Genomic DNA, 20,497 nt, shown 5'->3' on the forward strand with positions numbered 1-20,497 from the left:
GCCGGCTCCTACGGCAGCGCGAGGCGCTGGGTCTGTCCATCCACGCGGAACACGGCGGCGCGCGCCTCGATCGCCAGCAGATGCCACGCGCCCACGGCATCGCCTTCGCGCAGCAGCCACACGTCCAGCACCGACGACGCCTTGGGTGCCGCCACCGACAGGAAGCGCTCGCCGCCGCGCAGCTCCACGCCCACGACGTTGAACGGCGGTTCGGGCACCTTGGGCTTGGCCGGCTCGGCGGTGCGCCGGGGTGCCGCGGCAGGCGCGGCGGTTCGCTTCATGCGAGCTTCGAGGTCGCCCATGCGCGCCTGCAGCGCCTGCAAGTCGCCGGCATGGGCGTCTGCGCCCTGGGTGTGCTCCACCTGTGCCAGGCGTTCGTCCAGCAACTTGCGGGCGGCCTCGAAGTCGGGTTGGGTGACGGGCTTGGGCTGGTTCTTCGAGGCCGCCGCCTGCTGTTCGAGTTCGGCGACGCGCGTGTTGAGCGCCTGCACGTGGGCATCCTGGGCGCTGGCCTGGCTTTGCTCGCTCAGGCGCGACAGGCCCACGCTGTTGACCACGGCCAGGATGCTCACGAGCAGCAGCCATGCGGCCGCTGTGATCTTCAACCAGCGCGCGCGGCCGGCGTTCTCGTCGGGAAGCTGCGGGATGGTCATGGCTGGGCCTCCTGGGGCACGTGGGAATCGGCGGGTTCGGCGGCCGGCGCGCTCGGTGCCGGAGCCGCGGGAATCGGGCTTGCGCTCGGCGCACGCGCAGTCGTCACGCGCGTGAAGCACACCGCGCGCGAAGCGTCATCGACGGACAACTCCCAGGCCGGGCCGGCGAGTGCCAGCAAGGCATCGCGCAGCGGCAGCGGCCCGAGCCGCAGGTGCGCCGCCGGCAGCGGCAACGCGTACAGCGCGGTCGCCTCCGTCGCGTCGCAGAGCCGGTAGCCGGTGCGCAGCAGCACGTGCCGAAGGGCATCGCCGACGCTCGCGTCCAAGATCGGCGGAATCGAAATCTCGATCACCTGTCGCAGCAGGTCGCGCTGTGCCGGTTCCGGCACCATCTCGACCAGCGTGTAGCGCCCGTAGCGGGCCACCGGGATCAGGCCCGGCTCGGGCTCCGGGGCGATGGTTCTGACCAACACCGCAGGCTCGGGGAGCGAGTCATGGACAGTGGGAGGGCTCGTCGTGCCCGTGGCGGCGCAGCCGGTGATGAGCACGCAGCCGGCCAGCAAGGCAGGCACAGCCAAGCGGTGAGCGACGCAGGTGAGTGGTTGCATGGGGCAATTCCCTGGAACACGGAGCCCTCACCATCGCCGCCGCGAAGCGTTCGGGCAGCAAACAAAGGGAACTGGCAGGCGCCCGACTTCATCGCGCGCCATCGATGCACGGAAAAAAGAAGCCGGCGCCCCGAAGGGCAGCCGGCGTGGGTGGGTGGATCAGGCCGCGACGAGTTGCCGGGCCAGTGCCACCTCGACGGAATCACCGTCCTGGTTCAGCACGTCCAATCCCGACTCGGGCACGTCTCCCGACGTGCTCTGCGAGACCATGATCTTTCGCGCCATCAGCCCCAGGCAGGTCATCTGCGAGGAAGCCGCGTAGCCGAGGTAGATCACGCGAACCGGCAGCTTCTGGCCGATGCGCCATGAGCGCCGGGCCGCCTGCTGCAGGCTGTAGACGTTGTAGCCCGACTGCATGAACACGATCGTCGGAAACTCCAACAGGTCCAGGCCGGTTTTCACCAGCTCGGGGTTCGTGATCAGCACGTCGATGCCGCGGTCCAACTGCTCGGCGATCCAGTCCTCGCGGCGGGAGGCATCCACGCTTGCGCGCAGCACCGCCACCTTGAAGCCTTCCTGCTCCAGCAGCACCTTCAAGCGCGACGTGGTGTCGCGCGTGCCGGTGTAGACCGAATAGACCAGCGTCTTGCGACCCGCAGCCTTCTCCTGCTTGCAGATCTCGATCAGCTCGCGCTCCTTGGGCATCACCTCCAGCTCGTTGAACTGAGCCGGAACGAAGGCCAAGGTCTGGCGTGTGCGCGGGTGCACCACCGTCTCCGACCGGAAGCAGCAATCCGGCCAGGCCAGCAGCACGTTGAGGACCACACCGAGCAGCGTCGTGTCGCGCTTGGCCAGCGCCTGTTTCAGCGCCGAGGTCAGACGAAACGACAGATCGCGATAAGCCGCGGCTTGCGCCGTGTCCATCGCCACCTCGCGGAACTCCTCGTCGTAGGACGGCAGCACGTTGCCGCCGATGTCCTTCAACTTGAGGAATACCGTGAACGGCAGGACGCAACGCAGCACGCCCTTCGGGCCGAAGCCCGGCGCCTTGACCGTGCGCACCGAGACCTTGCTGCCCTTGGCCGTCTTGTGCGCCGTGCCCGTGCTCTCGGAATAGATGTCCTTGAGGATGCCGTGATCCCTCATGAACGCCATCGCGGCCGAGGTCATGCTGCCGCTCTTGGTCGGGCGGTAGCCGTCTTCGATCATTCGCCCAGGCAGGGCTCGGAACAGCAGGTGGAACAGGTCGTCGCCGTAGCCGCCCATCAGCGTGCCAGTGAGCAGCAAGGCCTTGCGCGCCTTCGCTGCGAGCACGCCCATGGCCTGGCCTTGGGCGCTACCGCCGTTCTTGTACTCATGCGCCTCGTCGGCGATGAGCAGGTCGAACGTGCCTTGCGGCAAGTACCTTTTGATGAATTCGCTGGGCTGATACCCGCCCTCGCCGAAGCCGAACTCCATGTTCGCCATCGCCCGCTCCATGCGGTGCGCCTGACGATCCGAGAACACCAGCTCACCGTTGGCATCCATGAGGTTGATGAACTCGTGGATGTTGTCGCCCAGCATTGAGGCCAGGAAGCCGTCGCCGAACTTCTTCATCAGCTTATGCGCCGTGACCTCTCCGATGGTCGGGATGCGCTGCAAGGCTTTGAAGACGGCCGTGGACTGGTCGCTGGCGGACAGGCTCCGCGGTCGCATCAGCGTCCACAGCGGTGCGGCGCAATGGCTGCACCGGCGGCGGTAGTCCTCGGCTTCGAGTTCGACCGGGTTGATCGGCTCGCCGTCGAGATTGGTGATGACCTGGCCGCAGTCCGGGCATGCGCCCACTTCGCCGTGCCGCGTGCGCCGCACGTTGAAGACGGGCTTCCAGTGGAAACCCATGCGCATCCGCACGCGACCGAGAACGTAGAACTCCTGGCCGCGTACCGGCACGCCCAATTGCTCGCGCAGTTTGATGAGCTTGACCAGCGTGTCCGGGCCATTGAGCACCCAGACCTTGGCGCCGGCCACCGTCTCCTGGATTTCCCGGCGCCATTTGTAGACCAGGTGAGGCGGCGAGAGGATCAGCGTGCGGCGATAGCCTTCGGCGTGCAGCACGGCCGCCGTGGCGATGCCGACCGTGGTCTTGCCGCAGCCCATCTCGCCATTGACGATCGCGGCGCGTTCGCCGCGGTCGGCCAGCAGCTCGGTAACGGCATGCACCACCTCGGCCTGCGCGCCGAACAGCTTGCGCTTGAGACTGGCCAGCACGAGCTGGCGATGCGGCCGGGCCTGGCCGGTGTAGACGGGAGGGTTGGCGCGGTTGAGCGAGTCCAGCAGCTCGTCGCCGAATTCGGCAACGAAATCCTGAAGGCTCATCGCCAGGGGAGAAGCAGTCGCTTCGAGCACGTCGCTCTGGACGGGCGTGCCATCAGCGGCGGGAACGACTTCGGTATCGAGGGACATGGTGATGCTCCAAAGAAGATGGGGCATGCACCTCCCCCTGCGGGGCGATGGCATGCCCCGGGGTGGGAAGAGAAGAACGGCGCGAAGCCGCAGTGGAAGAACAGATCGACGGCGACCGTCAGGGAACAGCGATCAGCGGATGGTCAACACCTCGCCGCAGGTCGGCGAGCCTGGTGTCATGTCCCAGGCACGGATGACCGGCACGAACTTGTCGGTCAGGATGCGCGTCTCGGCCACGGAACCGTCGTCGCGCTCGGTGTACTCCGTGTGCAAGGTCTTCTCCTTGTGGGTGTCGCCTTTGACGACGAGCACGCGGCCCGTCTTGGACTTCACCACTCCGGAGATCGCACCTGCGGCGAGTGCCAAGGCGAGATGCCAATGCGATAAACCTCGCGCCGGGGACCGCAGCGACTGCTGCGCGGCGCCCAGGTGCGTGTCGAGCGTCGGCCAGAGCCCTTGCAGTCGGCCGACTTCCTCGGCGAACTGCTCGGGCTCCATCGTCACGCGGTAGAAGTGCTCCGGCTCGGCCGTGGCAGGCACCGTGTAGGGCAGGAACGGCCATTCGACTGGCAGCTCTTCCGCTTCGGCGTCGCCAAGACCTATCTGCAGCAGCAGCGCGCGCGTGGCCTTGACAGACTCCGATGCCTGGTCGCGCTGGCGAACCTTGCGACCGAAGATCACGACCTGCTTGAACTGCGTGTCCACCGCGCGGTAGATGCGCAACTCGGCGAAGTGCCGGGTCAGCCATCCGACCAGCTCGGCGTCGAGCACGTAGTGCGGGACGATGTAGATCAGCACGCCGCCGTACTGCAACAGCGGCAGCGCCTTCTGATAGAACAGCTTTTCCAGCCGAGCGCGGCCCTGGCCCTGGTAGCCGACGTTGCCGTTGGTGTCCTTGGACAGGTCGCCATACGGCGGGTTGAGCCACAGCAGGCCGAAGCTCTGCCGGCTGATCAGTGTGTCCATCAGGTCGCCGTGGATGCAGCGATCGACCAGTTGCCGGGCATGGCGTGCGCGCTCGGCCTCGTACTCGACGGCGAAGGCCTGGACCTGCTCGCGCCCGAGGGCGTGCGCGGCTTCGGCGATCGCCACGCCTTCGCCGGCGCAGGGATCGAGGATGCACAGCGGCCCGGCCGAGGCCTCGGCGGGCGCCAGTGCGGTGAGTGCTCTTTCGAGCGTGGGTTCATCCGTGGGGAAGTACCCGTTCTTGACGAAGTTGCGGGCGAGCCGCGGGAACATGAGGGCCATGGGAATCTCCTGGCATTGAAGATGAAGGGATGCGGACATGCGCGCGTGCATGTCCGGTGAAGGAACCTCAAGCCACCGCTTCGAGCGGTTGCGCCGAGGGGGTGCGGCTGGCGGGTGCGCCGCCGACGAGCGCGCCGCTGCGGATCAGGCCGCCCAGCACCTCGGTCAGCGTCGGCACGTCGATGGCGAGCCGATGGCCTTCCAGAGGCCCGAGGGCGAACGGCAGGCGCGTCAGCATCGACTTCGCCTGCAGCAGTTCCAGTACGCTGTCGCGCCAGGGATCGAGAAGCGGCAGCGGGCACGTGTCCCGCACCAGCGTCCACAGCCGGTCGAGCCGGTGCGTGGAATCGCGAGGCAGGAGCGCCAGTGCGCTGGCGTTGGCCTTGTCGGGTTTGACGCAGCGCCGATCGAACAGCCAGATGTTGGTCAGCGAGCCGAACAGCGTGCGCCGGTAGGCGCGTGCGCTGCGTTTCTCCAGGTTCTCGACGTTGCCGACGAAGACCGGGATGCTGGCGCCCTGCTCGGTGATGACGTGGAACTGATCCAGTCCCTGTTCGTCCCGGCCCAGGGTGAGGCGGGCCAGGAATTCCTGGACGGCGGTGTCGCGCGCCCAGAGGGAGATGAAGACCAGGTTGCCGTTCTCGTCACCGACGACGCCATCGGCCATCAGGTCGGGGCATTCGTCGATGCGATAGAGCGTCTTGGGGGAAGAAGGTGCAGGCATGGTGATGTCCTCGAAGTGAGCGGAGACAGCACCAACCGCGAGGGCAGTCACTGCCCCAGGGGGATGGAAGAAGACGCGGTGAGCGTCGTGGTGAAGAATCAGACCGTGCGTCGCAACGCACCGTAGCCTTGAAGGTCTGGACTACCTGGGCATGTTGTCGGCAACGCCGACGGACATGGGACATAGCCTGCGCCAAGGTGCGCCTACAGCGGGAGCGGAAAACCGACCCAGCGTCCAACCCTGTTTGCGCTGGCGCATCGCCCGCGGCCTGGAAGGACGGCCATAAAAGAAAACCGCCCCGGGAACACCGAGGCGGCAAAGATGACTGCTTGGCTCAGGGAGGAAAAGCCAGGGAGGTATGCAGTCGAACCGCAATTTTCGCGGCGGCAGCGAATTGCCGCATTAGGGTTACACCGAACCAAACTGAACGTGGTGCGCTGGCAGCACAGCGCCGCCAAAGAAAAAGCGGACCATGCCGCGAGGCACGATCCGCTTGTGGGTCAGGCTTTGAGCTGACGCAGGCCATCCGCGAGCAGCCAAAGCGCCCGGTTGAGCCGGACGTTCTGGTCGATGCCCTGAACGGGTCGCGTGCGCTGCTGGCGCCCGTTGGCGGCACGGCCAGTCAGGCCGCCCTTGACCAGGTTCTCCTGAACCCGGTTGAAGACCGACCAAAGATCGGCACGGTTGTCGTCGAAACGACGAGGCCGCAGGATCTGCGTCTCCGTGATGGGCAAGGCCTTGCCCGACTCGTCGTACTTCAAGGTCAGCGCCGACCTGGCGAAGACTTCGGCCTCGCCGTCGTCGAGGGTGATGACGCGCATGGCGTCGCGCGAGTCCTGCACGCGCTCGAAGCCGTGCAGCACCTCGTAGGCGCCTTCGATCACGTGATCGGTGACGTTGCCCTTGTGGGGCACGCGCACGTCGGCGAAGGTGTCGCCGCACACCAGGCCGTTGTGGCAGACGAATCTGAACATGCCCGCGAGCATCTGGTAGCTGCTGGTGCCGTCGTGCGAGTTGAGCAGGATGATCTCGTTCGCCTCGGCGCCGTTGATCTGGCTGGCGTGGCGAAGGCGCAGCATGTGCTTGGTGTAGTCGCGGCGATCCTCGTGTCGCACGCGGGTCTGGCACACCATGAACGGCTGGAAACCTTCTCTGCGCAGTTCGGTCAGCACAGCCGCCGTGGGGATGTAACTGTACCGTTCGGAGCGGCTTTCGTGCGGGGTGTCCGCGAAGATGGATGGGGCCACGGTGCGAATCTGATCGTCCGACAACGGATGGTCGGCGCGCAGCACCGGGGAACGAGGGGCGAAGCGAGATGCGAGTTGCATGATGATCTCCTTGCGGAATGGAGCAATCGGCATCCAGCGGCCGAGGCCGGATGCGTGCGATTGCGTAGGACGAAGAAAAGCCCTGCTGAACAGGGCCTGATGAAAGGGATGAAGAAGTGCGCCGCGTGAAGGCCGGCCTATGGGTTCGGAACCGGCTCCCAGCCGCGGCTGTGCGGGTTGAAGCAAAGCGCTTCCTGGCCTTTGAGGATCGGCGTGAAGCCGTCGAGAAAGACGTGTCGCAGGTACAGCGCGCGGTAGGTCAGTGCCTGCCACGCCTGTTCTTCGCTCAGGCCGTTGGCGATGAAGTGCTCGCGCAGTTCGTCGTCGTCGGAAACCTCGTTGTTGGCCAACTGGTCTTCGACGAAGCGAAGCAGCTCGGGCGGCAAGGACGACATGAGGGTGTCCATGTTCGCCTCAGTCGGTGGCTGCATCGCCGGCCGCTTTGCGCGTCGGCTGCTGGTGGAAGGCATGCACCCTTGCGCGCCAGGTGGCGCAGCGCTGCGGCGCCATGTCGAGATAGCGCAGCGGGCACGAGTAGTAGTACGGGTGCTCGGCCTCGACCAGGAACTTGTAGCCCCATTCGCGGCCCTCGCTTTCCAGCAGATGGCAGCCGATCAAGGTGGCCGACTCGCCGGGTGCGAGACCCAGGACGCCGGCCTGCTTGGCGGTGACGCGCGCCACCGTCCACAGCACGTTGCCGACCAGCGTGTGGTCGATGACCTCACTGCGCGACCGCTCGGTTTCCTCGGTTGCGGTCAGCTCGCGGATCAACTGATCGCGCGTCAATCGAACGAATGTCCAGCCCATGGAATGACTCCTGTGAGAAAGGGCCGGAGTCCTCCCGCCGGGGAAGGAGCCCCGGCGGGTGGTGGAAAGCCGCAGGCATGCGGCGTGAAATGGCGATGGGATCAGACCCTGGTGAGGTGCCAGTCCTGGGACAGCGGAGCGAACTCGTAGCCCAGGTCGCCGAGGCGGTCGCGCTGCTGACGCAGCACGCGCCGATCCACGGTGGCATCGAGCTTGACGACATCGCCCAGCGGCCAGAGTGTGCCGAACAGCGCCGCGTCGCCGTCGTCGTCCGCATGGGCCGTAGCCTCGGCAGACGCAGCAGCCGGCTCGCTGCCGAACGGCGTGGTATCGACCAGCGGGTCGCGCGAGCTGCGCGCCTTCTTCCGGCCGGCCGCCTTGGGGGCGGTCGTCGGCGTCGGCGTGGCGGTCTGCGCTTCCTCGTCGATCGGATCGACTTCCTGCGGACTCAGCCGGCGGGCGTCGTCACGGCTCAGGGCGTCGATGTTGGACAAAGTCATCCCACCCAGGAGGGCGCGGATCTCAATGACCATGCGGCCGTTGGCGGTGTACGTGGACGGGCGAATCTCCGCGATGGCGAAATCGCCCTCGTACTTGCCTTCGGCGTACTGGTCGAGTTCGGCGTTCTTCACGACGAACTCGCCGATGGAGGTCGCAAGGCGCCCGACGTTGAAGTCGCCGTTACGGCCGTGGATGGTCTTGATGGCCAATTGGCCGGGAATGGTGATCATGAAGAACTCCTGCGGACGAAGCTGCGATCACGCACACGGCCGTCATGGCGACGGTCGCATGCGCACGCGAGTGGGAGAAGACAAAGCCCCGGACTCAATTCAGAGTCGGGGCCTTGCGGATCAGAACGACTCGGCAACTTCCAATGCAGGCGCATCGGCAGTGGCTTCGTCGGCAGCTTCGGCGGCGGGCCTGGCGGGCTCGAACGCAGCGGCTTGCGGCTCAGCGAACGTCGCGGGGACATCCGTGTTACGCACGTCGCGTTCGTCGCGCTGGTCGGCATCGGTCGGCTTGGGCTCGGCCTTGTAGACGAGCTTGCCGTCGACCTTGATCCAACTGACGAACAGCAGGCGGGCCTTGAAGCTCACCCCCTGCTCGCCGGCACGCTTGCCCTTGGAGTAGGTGAAGGTGTCGGCCCACAGGTCGCCCAGACGGAAGCCGATCATCACTTTCTTCTCGGCATCGACCGCTTGGATGCAGCGGCGCACGAGGTGCTGCGCTTCGGAGCCCGAGACGCGCGTGTCGAAACGCACGTAGGCCACGTCATCGCTGGGGCCGTTGAGCGCCGCGATGTCGCAGGCCAGGAACGCATCGCCTTTCTTGGGCTTCACTTCGCGGATGCGATTGAGATACCCGAGTCCGGTGATGTGCAGGTCGAAGTAGGACTTGTCGGTGGAAGTGGTCATGGTGAATCTCCTGAGAACAATGAGGCGGAGACACACCCGACCCAAGGCGGGGAAGGTGTGGAACCCCCGCGTGGGTTGAAGGAACAGCTTGGGTGGCATCACCATCGGGAGAACCGATGGCTGTTCGCGCTGGGATGCCGGAGCGAACTGGTTGATCAACGCGGTCGGAACCGCGTCGCAGTCTTGAAGATCGAGACTGCCTGGGCATGCTGCTGACGGGCGTCAGCGGAACATGGCGGCAGCGTGGCGCCAGGCGCGCGCCCGCGCGAGCGGCAATCGGCACCGGCGGCTGTCCGCATTAGTGGCACCCTCTCGCCACCGGGTTGGGCAGGTACTGCCGCTTGCGGACCAGCATCTCGAAGGGCTCGCCCGCGCGGCTGGCGGTATCGAAGTCCACCACCACGAAGCCCGGTTCGATGGGCCGGTACTCCAGCCAGTGGATCGGCACTTGCCAGTGCTCGGCGCAGTCGCGCACGAAGCGCAAGGTGGCTTCCACTTCTTTTCCGGTGTTGGCGAAGCAGACGACGGCATCTGCGGGCAGGCCGCCGTTGGCTTGCAGCACGCGCCAGAGCATGTACGCGCTGGTGCGGCCGCCGCTGAAGCTGATGCAGGTCGGTTGCTCGATCTTGAACGGGTCTCGCATGCAGGCGTCACCAGGCGGTGGCACCGGCAGATGCCGGCGTGAGCGGCCCGAGCCGGACTGGAGACGAGCGCGTGCGATGCGGCCATGGGCCGCGGCACGAGATAAAGAGAAGCCCCCGTGAAGGGGGCTGGGAAGCAGTACGGTCAGTGGCCGGCCGGTGCAGCGGATACCGCCTGCATCGACAGGTGCGTGACCGTGGCCGACACTTCGAGGTCGTCCTCGCTGTGCAGGATACGGGTGAGGACCCGTTCCTGCAGGGCGAAGAACTCGCCGAAGTCGTCGCCGCCGAATTCGGCGCGCGCCAGTTCCCACCAGTCGTCGAACGCATCGACATCGGGGTTGCAGCCCACGGCGTAGGCGATGGTCTTGCGCCGCCCATCGGGCCGGCTCTCGCCGTGCTCGGCCATGAAATACACGCCCTGGTCCTTGACCAGGATGACGCGGCACTGGTTGGCCGCCGCCTCGGCAAGCACGGGCCGAAGCTCGGTGCCTTTGAATCGAACAGTCATGGAAGTGGTCTCCAACGGTGAAGGAAGAAGGTTTCCCGCCGCGAGGACGGGAAGCCGCTTGGGGACGTGAGGGGATCAGTGCTGGACGGGCTTGCGACCGGACAGGCGCTGTACGCGGATGAGGCGCCAGCTCCCGTCGTCGATCAGCCGCTCCAGCACCTGGCCCAAGGTGTCGAAGAACACTTCATCGACCCGCTCGACCAGCTCGCCTTCGCGATGCAGCTCCACCGCGTAGGTGTCGAGGCCGCGTTCGTAGAGCACGGTGACGCGCCCCTGGAACTTCGCCGAAGCGACGGTGAAGCCGATGGCCGGCGGCGTGGCGATGATGTTGCTGGGGCTCGGATCGACCACCGTGAAGTCCCGCGCGCCGGCATCCACCAGCAGGTGCGTGATGCGGCGGAATCCATCGGGCGCGGGCAACTGCTCCAGTTGGTGGATCAGCTCCTGCAGCTCGGGGCACTGCGGCTCGGGGATCGGCAGCTTGGCCGGCGCGGAACCCAGGATGAGCCGCTTCACCGTGTACGGCTGGCCGTCGGCGGTGAACTCAGTGCTCTCCTCGGGCGTATCCGCGCGCAAGCCGTCGAAGCGGCGCCGCGCATACGGTTCGACCTGCACCTTGGCGCCTTCGTCGGGCACGTCGGTGACGAGGGCCTTGTCGAGCACCGCGAACTCGGCCCGCCCCGTCTTGACGACGATGGCCTCGTCGGTGGTGGCGATGACCTTGCCCTCGAAGGGCTTGGGATCAACGTGGAAGCCCAGCGTCGAAACCTTGGGCTGGCCGTCGAAGATGTTGAACTTGAAGCTGCGGACGTTGGAAGGCACGTGGCCGCGAACCAGCGTCGGCATCTGTGCGCGGATGGCTTGGGTATCCATGGAAGACTCCTTGTGGCAACCAAGGGACTTCCGCCCGCAAGGGAGGTGTGTCCCTTGGGGGTGAGGTGGATGGACGCGACATGCGCCCGGAGAAGGAATAGCAACCAGCACGGCGAACCGTGCCGCAGCCTCGAAGGTCTCGACTGCCTGGGCATGCTTGCCGGCAACGCCAGCGAACATGCGAGCAGCGTGCGTCAGGCGTGGGCCAGCGACGCGGGGGAATCGGCACTGCGCGTCCACCGGCTTCGTCCAGAAAGAATACGAGCCCCGCGTGGGGGCTCGAAAGGTGGTGTCAGTCGTCGTAGATCGGCAGGCCGTCCAGCACCTGCGCATCGGCATCGAAGACCAGCATGCGCACGTCGGCGAGCGCGGCCAGGTGCAGCACGTGCATGAGGGATTCCGGCATGCCCTTCTTGCGATGCTCCTGCATCAGCCGCTTGGCCGTGATGCCTTCGACCGCGCGCAGGTTCTCGTCGGTCCAGGGCGTGGCGATCAGCTTCAACCCGATGGCCGGGCCGTACGGGATGCGGAAGGCGACGAACAGGAACAGCGTCGGCGTGGCGATGTCCGCCAGTTCGGCGAGGAAGCGGTGTGCGTCGGCGTCGAGGTGCGCGCTGCTGATTTCCCAGCACCGGCTGTAGTAGCCGGTTTCATAGCGCAGGCGCCGCACGACTTCCCGCGCCGCTTCTTCGGAGTAAGTGTCGCCCACGTGCAGTGGCTTGCCGTCTTCCTCGGCCATCACGGCATAGACCACGTTGCGGGCGAGCCCGTGGCTGCGGCATTGCGCCTGCAACTCGTTGGGGACCACCTGGTCCTCGGTGATCAGCACGAAGTCGTCCGAGAAGATGCAGGCCCGCCGTTCGACCTGGCTGTCCGGCAGATTCGACTGCGAAGGATGCAGCGGCAGGTAGGTCAGCGGGCAGTCGTCGTCGTAGGAGATGGCGAGCAGCCGCTGGACGGACAGGCCGTCGTAGCCGCGGACAAAGGGATTGTTGTTCGAGTAGGACATGGGATTTCTCCAGCAGGGGATGGCCGAGGCAATCCCCTGCTGGGGATTGAACCCCAGCGGGTGGATGAAGTGGCAGCCGGTCAGCCGGCAGCGGTAGAGGACGGGTCGCCCAGCGCCTTCAACAGGTCGAGCAGGCCGCCATTCGCAAGCTGGTACAGGCGGTTGTAGTCGTCGCCGGTCGGCGCCTGCTCCAGGCGATCCAGCCGCGCATCCAGGTTGAGGATGCTCTGGTGCACGTTGCGGGCGATGCTCAGCGCGGAAGGTTTTCCGGCCGGCTTAGGTGCATCGAGCACCGAAAGGACTTCAGCGGGCGATGGGTAGCGGCAGTCGGGTCCGTACTCGACCGGGAACACCTCGCGCCCGGTCAATCCGGTATTCGGGGTTCCGCTGCTGACATGCAGCACATACTCGTCGGGCACATCATTGCCGGCGTAGTCGAACACCACGATGCGCGGCTTGCGCACGTCGGCCGGCCAGCCTTCAAGGATGACCGCATCGATGTCGTCGTCGGTCACGAGCAGACCGATGGAAAAGTCAGGGGACATGAATCACTCCTTTCAAGAAAAGGAGGGACATGGCCCCATGCAGGGACGCATGTCCCTCGTGGGGTGGGAAGAAAAGAAGAACGTCGGCAGGCCGCAGCGCGGCTCACCAGCCGTTGTAGTTCAGCGTCAGGTCGGCGACGACCTTGCGCCGTTCCAGGTCGAGGCCGCCCAGGTCGGACAGACCCTCGAAGCCGCAACGCTTGAGCATCGCACCGCCCTCGCGGGCGTTGTAGAAGCTCACCATCGCGGACAGGAACATCCGCTGGCCGCTGCTCAGGACGCCGAGGGCATCGTTGAGCATCAGCAGCTTCGGCCGCAGATCCCACTTGGTGGTGGCACGCTGCAGGCCTTCGCGGGTGCCGTCGCCGAACCATTCGGCTCCGGCGATGTCGACGCCGCGTTTCCACGCCTCGAAGAAGGCTTGGGGCGCGGCGGCGAAGTGCTGGTGTTCCAGCTCGATCTGATCAAGTACCTCTTGAGGCAGGGCACGGTTCATGACATGGGCTCCTGGTGGTTGGACATCACGGGTGGAGGCGCTGCTGCCAGCGGCCCGTTTGCAGGGCGTGCTCGGCGGCGTGGTGCGAGCGGAAGTAGCTGACCGACTCCCGCGAGACCGGGCCGTCCGCATCGGCGGTGCCGATGTAGTGGCCGGCTGCGCTGCACAGCACTTGCAGGGGCAGGCGCTTGCCGACGCAGGCCAGGGCCTGGTAGCCGATGGATTCGGCTCGGGCCTGTTCAGCACTCAAAGGTGCCGATGCGAGCGCAAGGGACATGGTTTTCTCCTGTTGGTTGAAGACCGGGAGCACCACGCCCTGACGGGAGCGGATACCTCCCGAAGGGTTGAACATGAAAAGCACCCGCGTCGTGGCGACGCGCGTCCGCGGTGGTCGGTGCGAAGCGGACTGGATCGGTCAACGCGGCGAACCGCGTTGCAGCCTTGAGGACCGGGGCTGCCAGGGCATGGTGCTGACGACCGTCAGCGACACATGCGGGAAGAATGAAAGCGCGGCGGCACTCCGTCGCTGATCAAACGGAACCGAACGCCGTCCAGTTTGGGCCGAGCGCTGGCAAGAGCAGCGATGCACGATTCCGTTCGCCCACGACAAAGGCGCCGAAGCCTCGCAAGGCTTCGGCTGGAGAGAAATCAATCCACCTGTGGGCTGCAAGCAGGCCAGGCCATCGTCAAAGCCATTCGCTGCGTCAGCAATCTCACCCGGCCCGTTTCGTGGCTGGGGGCCGGAATCCTCTGGCGTGCATCCACACACAAAGGGAGCCCGTTGTTCCGCCGGCGGGCACCGGCACCGAATACCGTCGACCGCAAGCGGTCTCCTGGCGCCTCGCAGTTTTGCACACCAAGGCGTCAGGAGACCGCTCGCGTATCGGCGGAAGCACCTCGATCAGGGGAACCGCGGCGAACGCGATCCGGGGAGAAATGACCTTCTCGCCCAGCAGGCCGTGATGGGCCTGCAGGACGCGCACACCGTTGCAGAAGGGAACGCGCGCTGGGGAGTCCCGCGGGGTGCGGGAGGTTTGCCCCGCCGTCGGCAGCAGCCGGCGTGGCAGAGGGAAACGTGGGCGTCAGCTCGCCTTCGGAGACCGACGCCGCGGGCTTGGCGCTGCGGGCTTGCCTGTCGCGGTTTCGACCGGCTCCGTGCCCTTGCAGTCCGGGTAGCGGCTGCACGACCAGAACGCGCCGTTCTTGCCAGTGCGCTGGCGCATCGGGGCGCCGCACTGCGGGCAGCTCGGCGCGGGCGGCAGCTTGAGGGGGAGCGTTGCGCCGCGGTACTGCTGCACGAGCTGGGCGACCCAGGCCGATTGCTTGGCGATGAAGGTGTCCAGCGTCATCTGGCCGGCCTCGATCATGTCCAGCGCCTGCTCCCACACCGCCGTCGTGCCCGGATCGGCGATGGCCGCCGGCACCGCGTCGATCAGCGTGAAAGCCGCATCCGATGCGCGGATGGCACGGCCCTTCTTCACAAGATAGCCGCGTGCCAGTAAGGCGCTGATGACGTTGGCGCGCGTGGCCTCGGTGCCGATGCCCGTGGTGTCCTTGAGCTTCTGCTTCAGGCGTGGGTCGGTCACGAGCTTGGCGACGCCCTTCATGGCTTTGACCAGCTCGCCCTGCGTGTAGGGCTTGGGCGGCAGCGTCTTCAACGCCTTCAGATCGACCTGGCCGACCTGGCAGGAAGCTCCAGCACGCAGCGCCGGCAGCACCTGGCCGCGCTGCGCTTCCTCGCCGTCCGCGTCGTCGGGCTCCGGCGCCGCCAGTACCTGGCGCCATCCGGCCACCGCGATCTGCTTACCGACCGCGACCAGCGACTGCCCGCCGCACGTAAGCTGCGCCACCGTCCGGTCGAATTCGTGGTGCGGCAGGAACTGCGCGAGGTAGTGGGCGCGGATCAGCCTGTAGACGGCCAGCTCCTTGTCGCTCATCGCCGAGAGGTTCGCCGGTTCCAGCGTGGGAATGATGCCGTGGTGCGCCGTGACCTTGCCGTCGTTCCAGGCCCGCGAACGCTGCTGGCGATCCAGGCGGTCGATCAGCGGGCGCAGGCCGGGGTCGGTCTTGAGCAGGCTGTCGAGTACGGTGGGCACCTCGGCCAACATGCTCTCGGGCAGGTAGCCTGAGTCCGAGCGCGGATAGGTGGTCGCCTTGTGCGTCTCGTACAGCGCCTGGGCAATGTCCAGCGTCTCCTGCACGTCCAGACCCAACTGCTTCGAGCACACCTCCTGCAGCGTGCCGAGGTCGAACGGCAGCGGCGGCCCTTCGCGCACGCGCTCTGTTTCCACCGACAGCACCTGGGCGGCACCGGCCGCGCGCAGGCGCTCGGCAGCCTGCTGCGCCACCGGCTGTTGCAGGCAGCGGCCGGCGTCGTCGGTGCTGCCCTGCGGCGGCGTCCAGCTTGCGACGAAGGACTGGCCCGCATGTGAGAGTGCAACCTCGATGGCCCAGAACGGCACCGAAACGAAACGCGCGATCTCGCGGTCACGGTCCACCACCAGCTTGAGCGTCGGTGTCTGCACGCGCCCGACCGACAGCACGCCGGTGTAGCCGGCCTGGCGCCCGAGCAACGTGAACAGGCGGCTCAGGTTCATCCCGATCAGCCAGTCGGCACGCGATCGGGCGAGCGCGGAGAAGTAAAGCGGCAGCGTCTCGGCGGACGGCTTGAGCGTGCCCAGGGCCTTGCGGATCGACGCATCGTTGAGCGCCGACAGCCACAGGCGCTGGATCGGGCCGCGGTAGCCGCACAGCTCGATGATCTCGCGGGCAATCATCTCGCCCTCGCGGTCGGCGTCGGTCGCGATCACCAGTTCGCCCGCCTTGGCGACGAGCTGCTGCACGACCTTGAACTGCGCCGCGGTCGCCGCCTTGGGCTCGACACGCCAACGCTCGGGAAGAATAGGCAGTTGCTCGATGCCCCAGCGCTTGTACTGCTCGCCGTAGCCTTCGGGCGGAACCGCTTCGACCAGATGACCGATGCACCAGGTCACGACGACACCCGCACCGCTGTAGCAGCCGTTGCCGCGTTGGCCGGCGCCCAGCACACGGGCGATGTCCTTGCCCTGGGACGGCTTCTCGCACAGGAACACGCGCATGAAGCCTCCTTGGAAGTGTGCGGTCATCGGATGGCCCCAGCTTGGCCGGGCCAGCGGATGACGGCAGCAAGGAAGCCGATTGGCGCAGACACCGCTTTGTGATCGGCAGGCGATGCGTTGCCGCAGCGGCATGCGCGAAGCCGCAACGGCTGGCGCAGCGGGAGCGTCGTTTCGGGAGGGCGGCTGGAACCCGGTGGAACACCCTGGAGCTATCCCCTGGGGATAGCTGGTGCATGGCGGGCGTCTGACGGTTGCTACAGCCGCCCCCTGCGGGGAATCAGCCCTTGGCCTTGGTTTCCTTCGACGCCTTCGTCCCCTTGGTCTCCTTCGGCGGCGGTACTGCGGCCTCGGGTTCCAGCGTCCTGGCGCTGAGGGTCACGGCCTGGATGCGGTACGGCAGAATGCCGATGCGGCGGGCCTCGATCTTGAAGGTCGTGCGCTCGTTGTCGTCGGCGTCCTCCCACTCGTCCTTCACCGTGCGGCCTTCTACCAGCACGCGCATGCCCTTCTGGTACAGGTCTTTCCAGTGGTCGGCGTCGCGGTGCCACAGCTCCACCGGCGCCCAGAAGCCGCCGCGGTCCTCGAATTCACCGTCCTTCTTTGGGATCGGGTTGTCGAAGTAGACGTTCAGGCGCAGCAGCCGGCGCGGCTCGTCGTTGCCGTTAGGGAATTCGCGATAGTCCGGCGCGGAACCGATGTTGCCCTCGCCGACGAAGTGCGTGCTCATGGAGTCTCCTTGGGGGTGGTGGATGGAACCGACGCGGCATGCCCGTGGACACGTCGCAGGTAAGCCGCTTCGGCCTGCGCGGCCTTGCTGGCGCACTCCTGGGCCTGGCGGCCCAGCGTGTGAAGGAGGCTGATCTGCATGTTCAAAGCGATGCGCTGCAGCTCCATCGCGTACAGGTCGTCGATCAGCGAGGCCGGCGTCGCCGGGCGGTCGAGCAGCGATTCCCACAGCGCCACGCCCATGGAAGAACGGTCGTGGTTGCGCCAGCGCAGGAAGGTCGTGCCTGCGCCAGTGGTCTGCTGGGCCAGTTGCACGTCGAGCAGCGAGAAGGGGTAGGCCCGCGCCTGTTGCAGCACGCGCCGCTGCGCCAGCCCGATTAAGTCGTCGCGCAGCGCCGTGCACTGGTTGGCCCAGGCCTCCAGACTCCCCTTACCTTTAAAAGGCTGTAAAAGGCCTTTTAGGTAGGAGCCGTGTTCCAGGCGCTGGAAGTCCGCCTGTTCCAGCGGCAGGAAGCGCGCCGGTTGGCCGTTGGAAGACGATGCTGTCATGCCTTCGTGCCTTCGCCGTCATGGTCGTGGTCGTCGTCCGCCACGTCGGCTGCGCCAGCGCTGGGTGCGGCATCCGCGGCTTTACCAGGCTTGCCCGACCGCCGTGCGATCGGTGGCGCAAAGCGCGAGCGGCGCGTGCCTTCGAGCACGTCCTGCGGCAACTCGCCGAACTTCTCCAGCGCCGCCCGCGCCACCGCGTTCTTCGAGGCGAAGTCGTCGCGCGTCGCGCCGGAGTAGCGGTACTGCTGTGCCAGCGAGAACAGGCTGCGCAGCGCATGCGCGCCGTCGTTGAGCCAGCGTTCCAGCGTGCTGCGGTCGATCAGCGCGGTGTGGTGGGCGAGGATCAGCTTGCGGGCCAGGTCGTCGTAGTCGGCCAGCAGGTACACCGCTATGAAGCCGAGCTGCGCATTGACGAACAGCGGCAGCTTCACGGGCTGCACGTTCATGTTCTCGCCCAGCGACAGCGCGGGCGGCACGTCGGCCAGCGCCTGGTCCACCTGCTCACGCAGCGCCTGCAAGCTGTCCTTGGTCTGCGTCAGCTTGTCCTCGATGCGCAGCATCCAGAAATCCGAGTAGGGATCGTCCTGCTCGGCGCCGCGCTTCATCTTGTTCATCACGCTGATGTAGCCGTTCAGGCCGATGATCCCGGGCCGGCCCTCGGCAGGCGCTCGGCCATGCCAGATGCGTGAAGCGTGGTGGGTGTGCAGCGTCAGCGACATCGCGCTGCGCAGCGATCCGAGATTCAACTGCAGGGGCGGCTGGGATTCATTGGCCATGGTGACGACTCGCGGTACGGGAACGAGCCGCCAGCATCGGCATCGCCCGGAAGGGCGTCAGTCAACAAACCGCAGCGGGTGCGCTCCCGGTTGTCGCCCCGGAAGGTCGCGTGTTCCGTCTATCCCCAGGGGATAGGTCCGCGCCGGGCTGCGACCGTGCGACGCATGACAGAACCGAAGCCGATGCCTGGAAGGCTTCGTGTCCCAGCTATCCCCTGGGGATAGCTGCTCAGGAATCGCCCAGGGTTGAACGCAGTTTCGCCAGGTAGGCCCGCGCTGCCTCGCGGCCAGGGCCGTTCGGCGCGGGCGGTGGCGGTGCAGACGGTGCCGGTGCGGCTGGCCGTGGCGGCGGCGCAGGCGGCGTCGATGGCGAACCGCCTTCGCCGGCCCAGGCCTTGAACTCGCCGCGCATCGCCTTCTGGATGATGCCGAACAGATAGCCGGCCGGGTTGCGTACCGCGCTTTTGCGGCAGCGCGCATCCCATTCGTCCAACACCGCCTGCCGCAGCGACTCGTCCACCTGCTGCAAGGCCACCATCGCGCCGCTTTGCTGCTCGTCCTTCAAGCGCAGCAGGCGCTCGGGCAGGCGCAGGTGCTGCAACGACTTCGCGCGCGGTACTGTACGTACTTGATTTATACGATCCATACGTACAGTACGGTCCTCCTTCGGATTCCGAAGTGAGCCGTCTGGCGCGGATTTCAGCCCTGCTTCGGATTCCGAAGACGGGCCTTCGAGATTCCGAAGCAGGCCGTCCTGGCCTTCTTCGGATTCGTGATCCACAGGCGCTTGTGGATAACTCGCGTCCGCCCATTCGTTGCGCGCCATGCGCTGTGCCAGCACCTGCAGCCGCGTGGGCAGCGTGCGGCCGTTGAGCATCGGGTCTTCGGCGATCTCGCGCAGGGTGTTCATGCCGACGATCTGCACCGCCTTCGCCGCATGGGTCAGCGCCTGGCTGACCAGGCCGAGGTAGTCGGGGTCGAGCTGCATCGCCTCGAAGGGTGTCAGCGGTTCGTCGTGCAGCACGTAGAGGTTGCTCAGGATGCGCCCGGTCTTCGGGTCGCGGCGCCGTCGCACCAGGCTCAGCCAGCGCGTCAGCCGCAGCAGCGTCAAGGCGCGCGCCACGGTCTCGTGCGAGGCCTGCGCCGCGCAGGGCATCGAGGCGAGGTAGGGGCGAAGCTGGTCGTAGGTCGGGAACGCCGTCACGCCGTCGCTCTGGAGCTGCAGGCGGAGCACCTGCCAGGCGTTGCGCTCCAGCGGCGTCAGGCGCCGGTCGAGGAACAGCGCACGCGGCACGCTCTCGTGCCGGTTGCCGCTGTAGAGGAAGCCGTCGCTGACCGGCGCGGCCGGCAATGCAGCAGCAGCGCCGCGCGGGGCTGGCGGTGTCGGTGGTGCCCGTGGCACCAGTTCCCGCAGCGCGTCGTCGAACAGTGCCGACAGCGCCACGGGGCCATCGCGCCGGGGTGCGCCGCCGGTCGCCATGGCCTACACCAGCCCCTGGTCGATCCAGTTGCGTATCGCCGACCAGATCACCGACATCGGCAGGTTCAAGGTCTCGGCCAGGTCCATGGTCAGCGTCAGCATCGCCACCTCATCGTCCAGCGCGATGCCGCGCTCCATGACGCCGGCCTTCCACTGCTTCCACAGCGCCGTGTCCTGCGCCTCGTCCAGCACCGGATGCCGCCCCTTGCGCTTGGGCAGGCCGAGGATGTCGCGGCGCAGGGCCACCTCCTGGTGCGTAAGCCCGTAGAAGCGGCTGACCATCTCCGTGCTGGCGCCCAGGCGCAGCATGCGGTCGACCGTCGCGATCTCTCGCTCCACGTCGTGCACTTGGCTCAGCAGCCGCTTCAGCACATCGCGGTTCACCGACACCGAACACCACGACACCGTGGCGTTCACCAGCATGCTCACGAGTTCGGGGTGCTTGAGCGCGTCCAGCTCCTCCTCGCCGAAGCCCATCGCCTTGCAGCGCCGCAGTTGCCCATTGCGCAGGTCGTGCAGCGCCTGTGCGATGACGGCCTGGTTGAGCGGATGCGGTGCCGACATGATG

Annotated in this window: 23 protein-coding genes; all 23 read right to left on the reverse strand. The window is 66.8% G+C overall.

What is annotated here, in order from left to right; translation table 11 throughout:
* Positions 1-8 precede the first annotated feature (8 nt).
* Positions 9-653 (reverse strand): hypothetical protein, encoded by a 645-nt coding sequence (locus tag U6958_RS15060; protein ID WP_004265569.1) that lies wholly within the window; start codon positions 651-653, stop codon positions 9-11.
* On the reverse strand, positions 650-1,261 hold the full coding sequence (locus U6958_RS15065; protein ID WP_016451646.1) for a PilL N-terminal domain-containing protein: 612 nt from the start codon (positions 1,259-1,261) through the stop codon (positions 650-652). The genes U6958_RS15060 and U6958_RS15065 overlap by 4 nt, the downstream gene beginning before the upstream one ends.
* A gap of 159 nt (positions 1,262-1,420) precedes the next feature.
* The gene (locus tag U6958_RS15070) at positions 1,421-3,703 is read right to left on the reverse strand and encodes a helicase-related protein (RefSeq protein WP_016451645.1); all 2,283 of its coding nucleotides are present in this window, start codon (positions 3,701-3,703) and stop codon (positions 1,421-1,423) included.
* 132 nt (positions 3,704-3,835) lie between these two features.
* Positions 3,836-4,951: a DUF6094 domain-containing protein gene (locus U6958_RS15075; protein WP_004265560.1), complete on the reverse strand. Its 1,116-nt coding sequence runs from the start codon at positions 4,949-4,951 to the stop codon at positions 3,836-3,838.
* 67 nt (positions 4,952-5,018) lie between these two features.
* Positions 5,019-5,675, reverse strand: a complete 657-nt coding sequence (locus U6958_RS15080; protein ID WP_004265557.1) for a hypothetical protein — start codon at positions 5,673-5,675, stop codon at positions 5,019-5,021.
* 500 nt (positions 5,676-6,175) lie between these two features.
* A complete protein-coding gene (locus tag U6958_RS15085; RefSeq protein ID WP_004265548.1) occupies positions 6,176-7,003 on the reverse strand; it encodes a DUF932 domain-containing protein in 828 nt (275 codons plus the stop codon).
* Positions 7,004-7,140: 137 nt separating this feature from the next.
* The gene (locus U6958_RS15090; protein ID WP_003454871.1) at positions 7,141-7,410 is read right to left on the reverse strand and encodes a hypothetical protein; all 270 of its coding nucleotides are present in this window, start codon (positions 7,408-7,410) and stop codon (positions 7,141-7,143) included.
* Between the two features lie 7 nt (positions 7,411-7,417).
* Positions 7,418-7,810 (reverse strand): hypothetical protein, encoded by a 393-nt coding sequence (locus U6958_RS15095; RefSeq protein ID WP_003454873.1) that lies wholly within the window; start codon positions 7,808-7,810, stop codon positions 7,418-7,420.
* A gap of 101 nt (positions 7,811-7,911) precedes the next feature.
* Positions 7,912-8,541 carry a DUF3275 family protein gene (locus U6958_RS15100; RefSeq protein ID WP_003454876.1) on the reverse strand — a complete coding sequence of 210 codons (630 nt, stop codon included), beginning with the start codon at positions 8,539-8,541 and terminating at the stop codon, positions 7,912-7,914.
* Positions 8,542-8,661: 120 nt separating this feature from the next.
* On the reverse strand, positions 8,662-9,225 hold the full coding sequence (locus U6958_RS15105; protein ID WP_003454879.1) for an STY4534 family ICE replication protein: 564 nt from the start codon (positions 9,223-9,225) through the stop codon (positions 8,662-8,664).
* A 298-nt stretch (positions 9,226-9,523) separates the two neighbouring features.
* Positions 9,524-9,868 carry a hypothetical protein gene (locus U6958_RS15110; RefSeq protein WP_003454883.1) on the reverse strand — a complete coding sequence of 115 codons (345 nt, stop codon included), beginning with the start codon at positions 9,866-9,868 and terminating at the stop codon, positions 9,524-9,526.
* A gap of 143 nt (positions 9,869-10,011) precedes the next feature.
* Complete coding sequence (locus U6958_RS15115; RefSeq protein WP_003454886.1) at positions 10,012-10,377, reverse strand: DUF3085 domain-containing protein; 366 nt, start codon at positions 10,375-10,377, stop codon at positions 10,012-10,014.
* A 75-nt stretch (positions 10,378-10,452) separates the two neighbouring features.
* Positions 10,453-11,250 (reverse strand): hypothetical protein, encoded by a 798-nt coding sequence (locus U6958_RS15120; protein WP_003454887.1) that lies wholly within the window; start codon positions 11,248-11,250, stop codon positions 10,453-10,455.
* Between the two features lie 292 nt (positions 11,251-11,542).
* Positions 11,543-12,259, reverse strand: coding sequence for a hypothetical protein (locus U6958_RS15125; protein WP_016451644.1), 717 nt, complete (start codon positions 12,257-12,259; stop codon positions 11,543-11,545).
* Between the two features lie 80 nt (positions 12,260-12,339).
* A complete protein-coding gene (locus U6958_RS15130; RefSeq protein ID WP_004265538.1) occupies positions 12,340-12,804 on the reverse strand; it encodes a hypothetical protein in 465 nt (154 codons plus the stop codon).
* A gap of 103 nt (positions 12,805-12,907) precedes the next feature.
* Positions 12,908-13,300, reverse strand: coding sequence for a hypothetical protein (locus U6958_RS15135; RefSeq protein ID WP_003454890.1), 393 nt, complete (start codon positions 13,298-13,300; stop codon positions 12,908-12,910).
* Positions 13,301-13,325: 25 nt separating this feature from the next.
* Positions 13,326-13,577, reverse strand: a complete 252-nt coding sequence (locus U6958_RS15140) for a hypothetical protein (protein WP_003454891.1) — start codon at positions 13,575-13,577, stop codon at positions 13,326-13,328.
* 805 nt (positions 13,578-14,382) lie between these two features.
* Complete coding sequence (locus U6958_RS15145) at positions 14,383-16,398, reverse strand: DNA topoisomerase III (protein WP_004265528.1); 2,016 nt, start codon at positions 16,396-16,398, stop codon at positions 14,383-14,385.
* A 277-nt stretch (positions 16,399-16,675) separates the two neighbouring features.
* Complete coding sequence (locus tag U6958_RS15150; protein ID WP_003454893.1) at positions 16,676-17,125, reverse strand: single-stranded DNA-binding protein; 450 nt, start codon at positions 17,123-17,125, stop codon at positions 16,676-16,678.
* Entirely contained in the window at positions 17,122-17,673 is a 552-nt protein-coding gene (locus U6958_RS15155) for a DUF3158 family protein (protein ID WP_074241370.1), read from the reverse strand. Before U6958_RS15155 ends, U6958_RS15150 begins: the two co-directional genes overlap by 4 nt.
* A complete protein-coding gene (locus tag U6958_RS15160; RefSeq protein WP_004265522.1) occupies positions 17,670-18,449 on the reverse strand; it encodes a PFL_4669 family integrating conjugative element protein in 780 nt (259 codons plus the stop codon). Before U6958_RS15160 ends, U6958_RS15155 begins: the two co-directional genes overlap by 4 nt.
* A gap of 229 nt (positions 18,450-18,678) precedes the next feature.
* A complete protein-coding gene (locus U6958_RS15165) occupies positions 18,679-19,929 on the reverse strand; it encodes an STY4528 family pathogenicity island replication protein (protein WP_020306388.1) in 1,251 nt (416 codons plus the stop codon).
* Positions 19,930-19,932: 3 nt separating this feature from the next.
* Entirely contained in the window at positions 19,933-20,493 is a 561-nt protein-coding gene (locus U6958_RS15170) for a DUF2857 domain-containing protein (protein WP_003454899.1), read from the reverse strand.
* Positions 20,494-20,497: the final 4 nt, after the last annotated feature.

This window comes from Delftia lacustris, from assembly GCF_040267515.1.
Lineage (GTDB): Bacteria > Pseudomonadota > Gammaproteobacteria > Burkholderiales > Burkholderiaceae_C > Comamonas > Comamonas tsuruhatensis.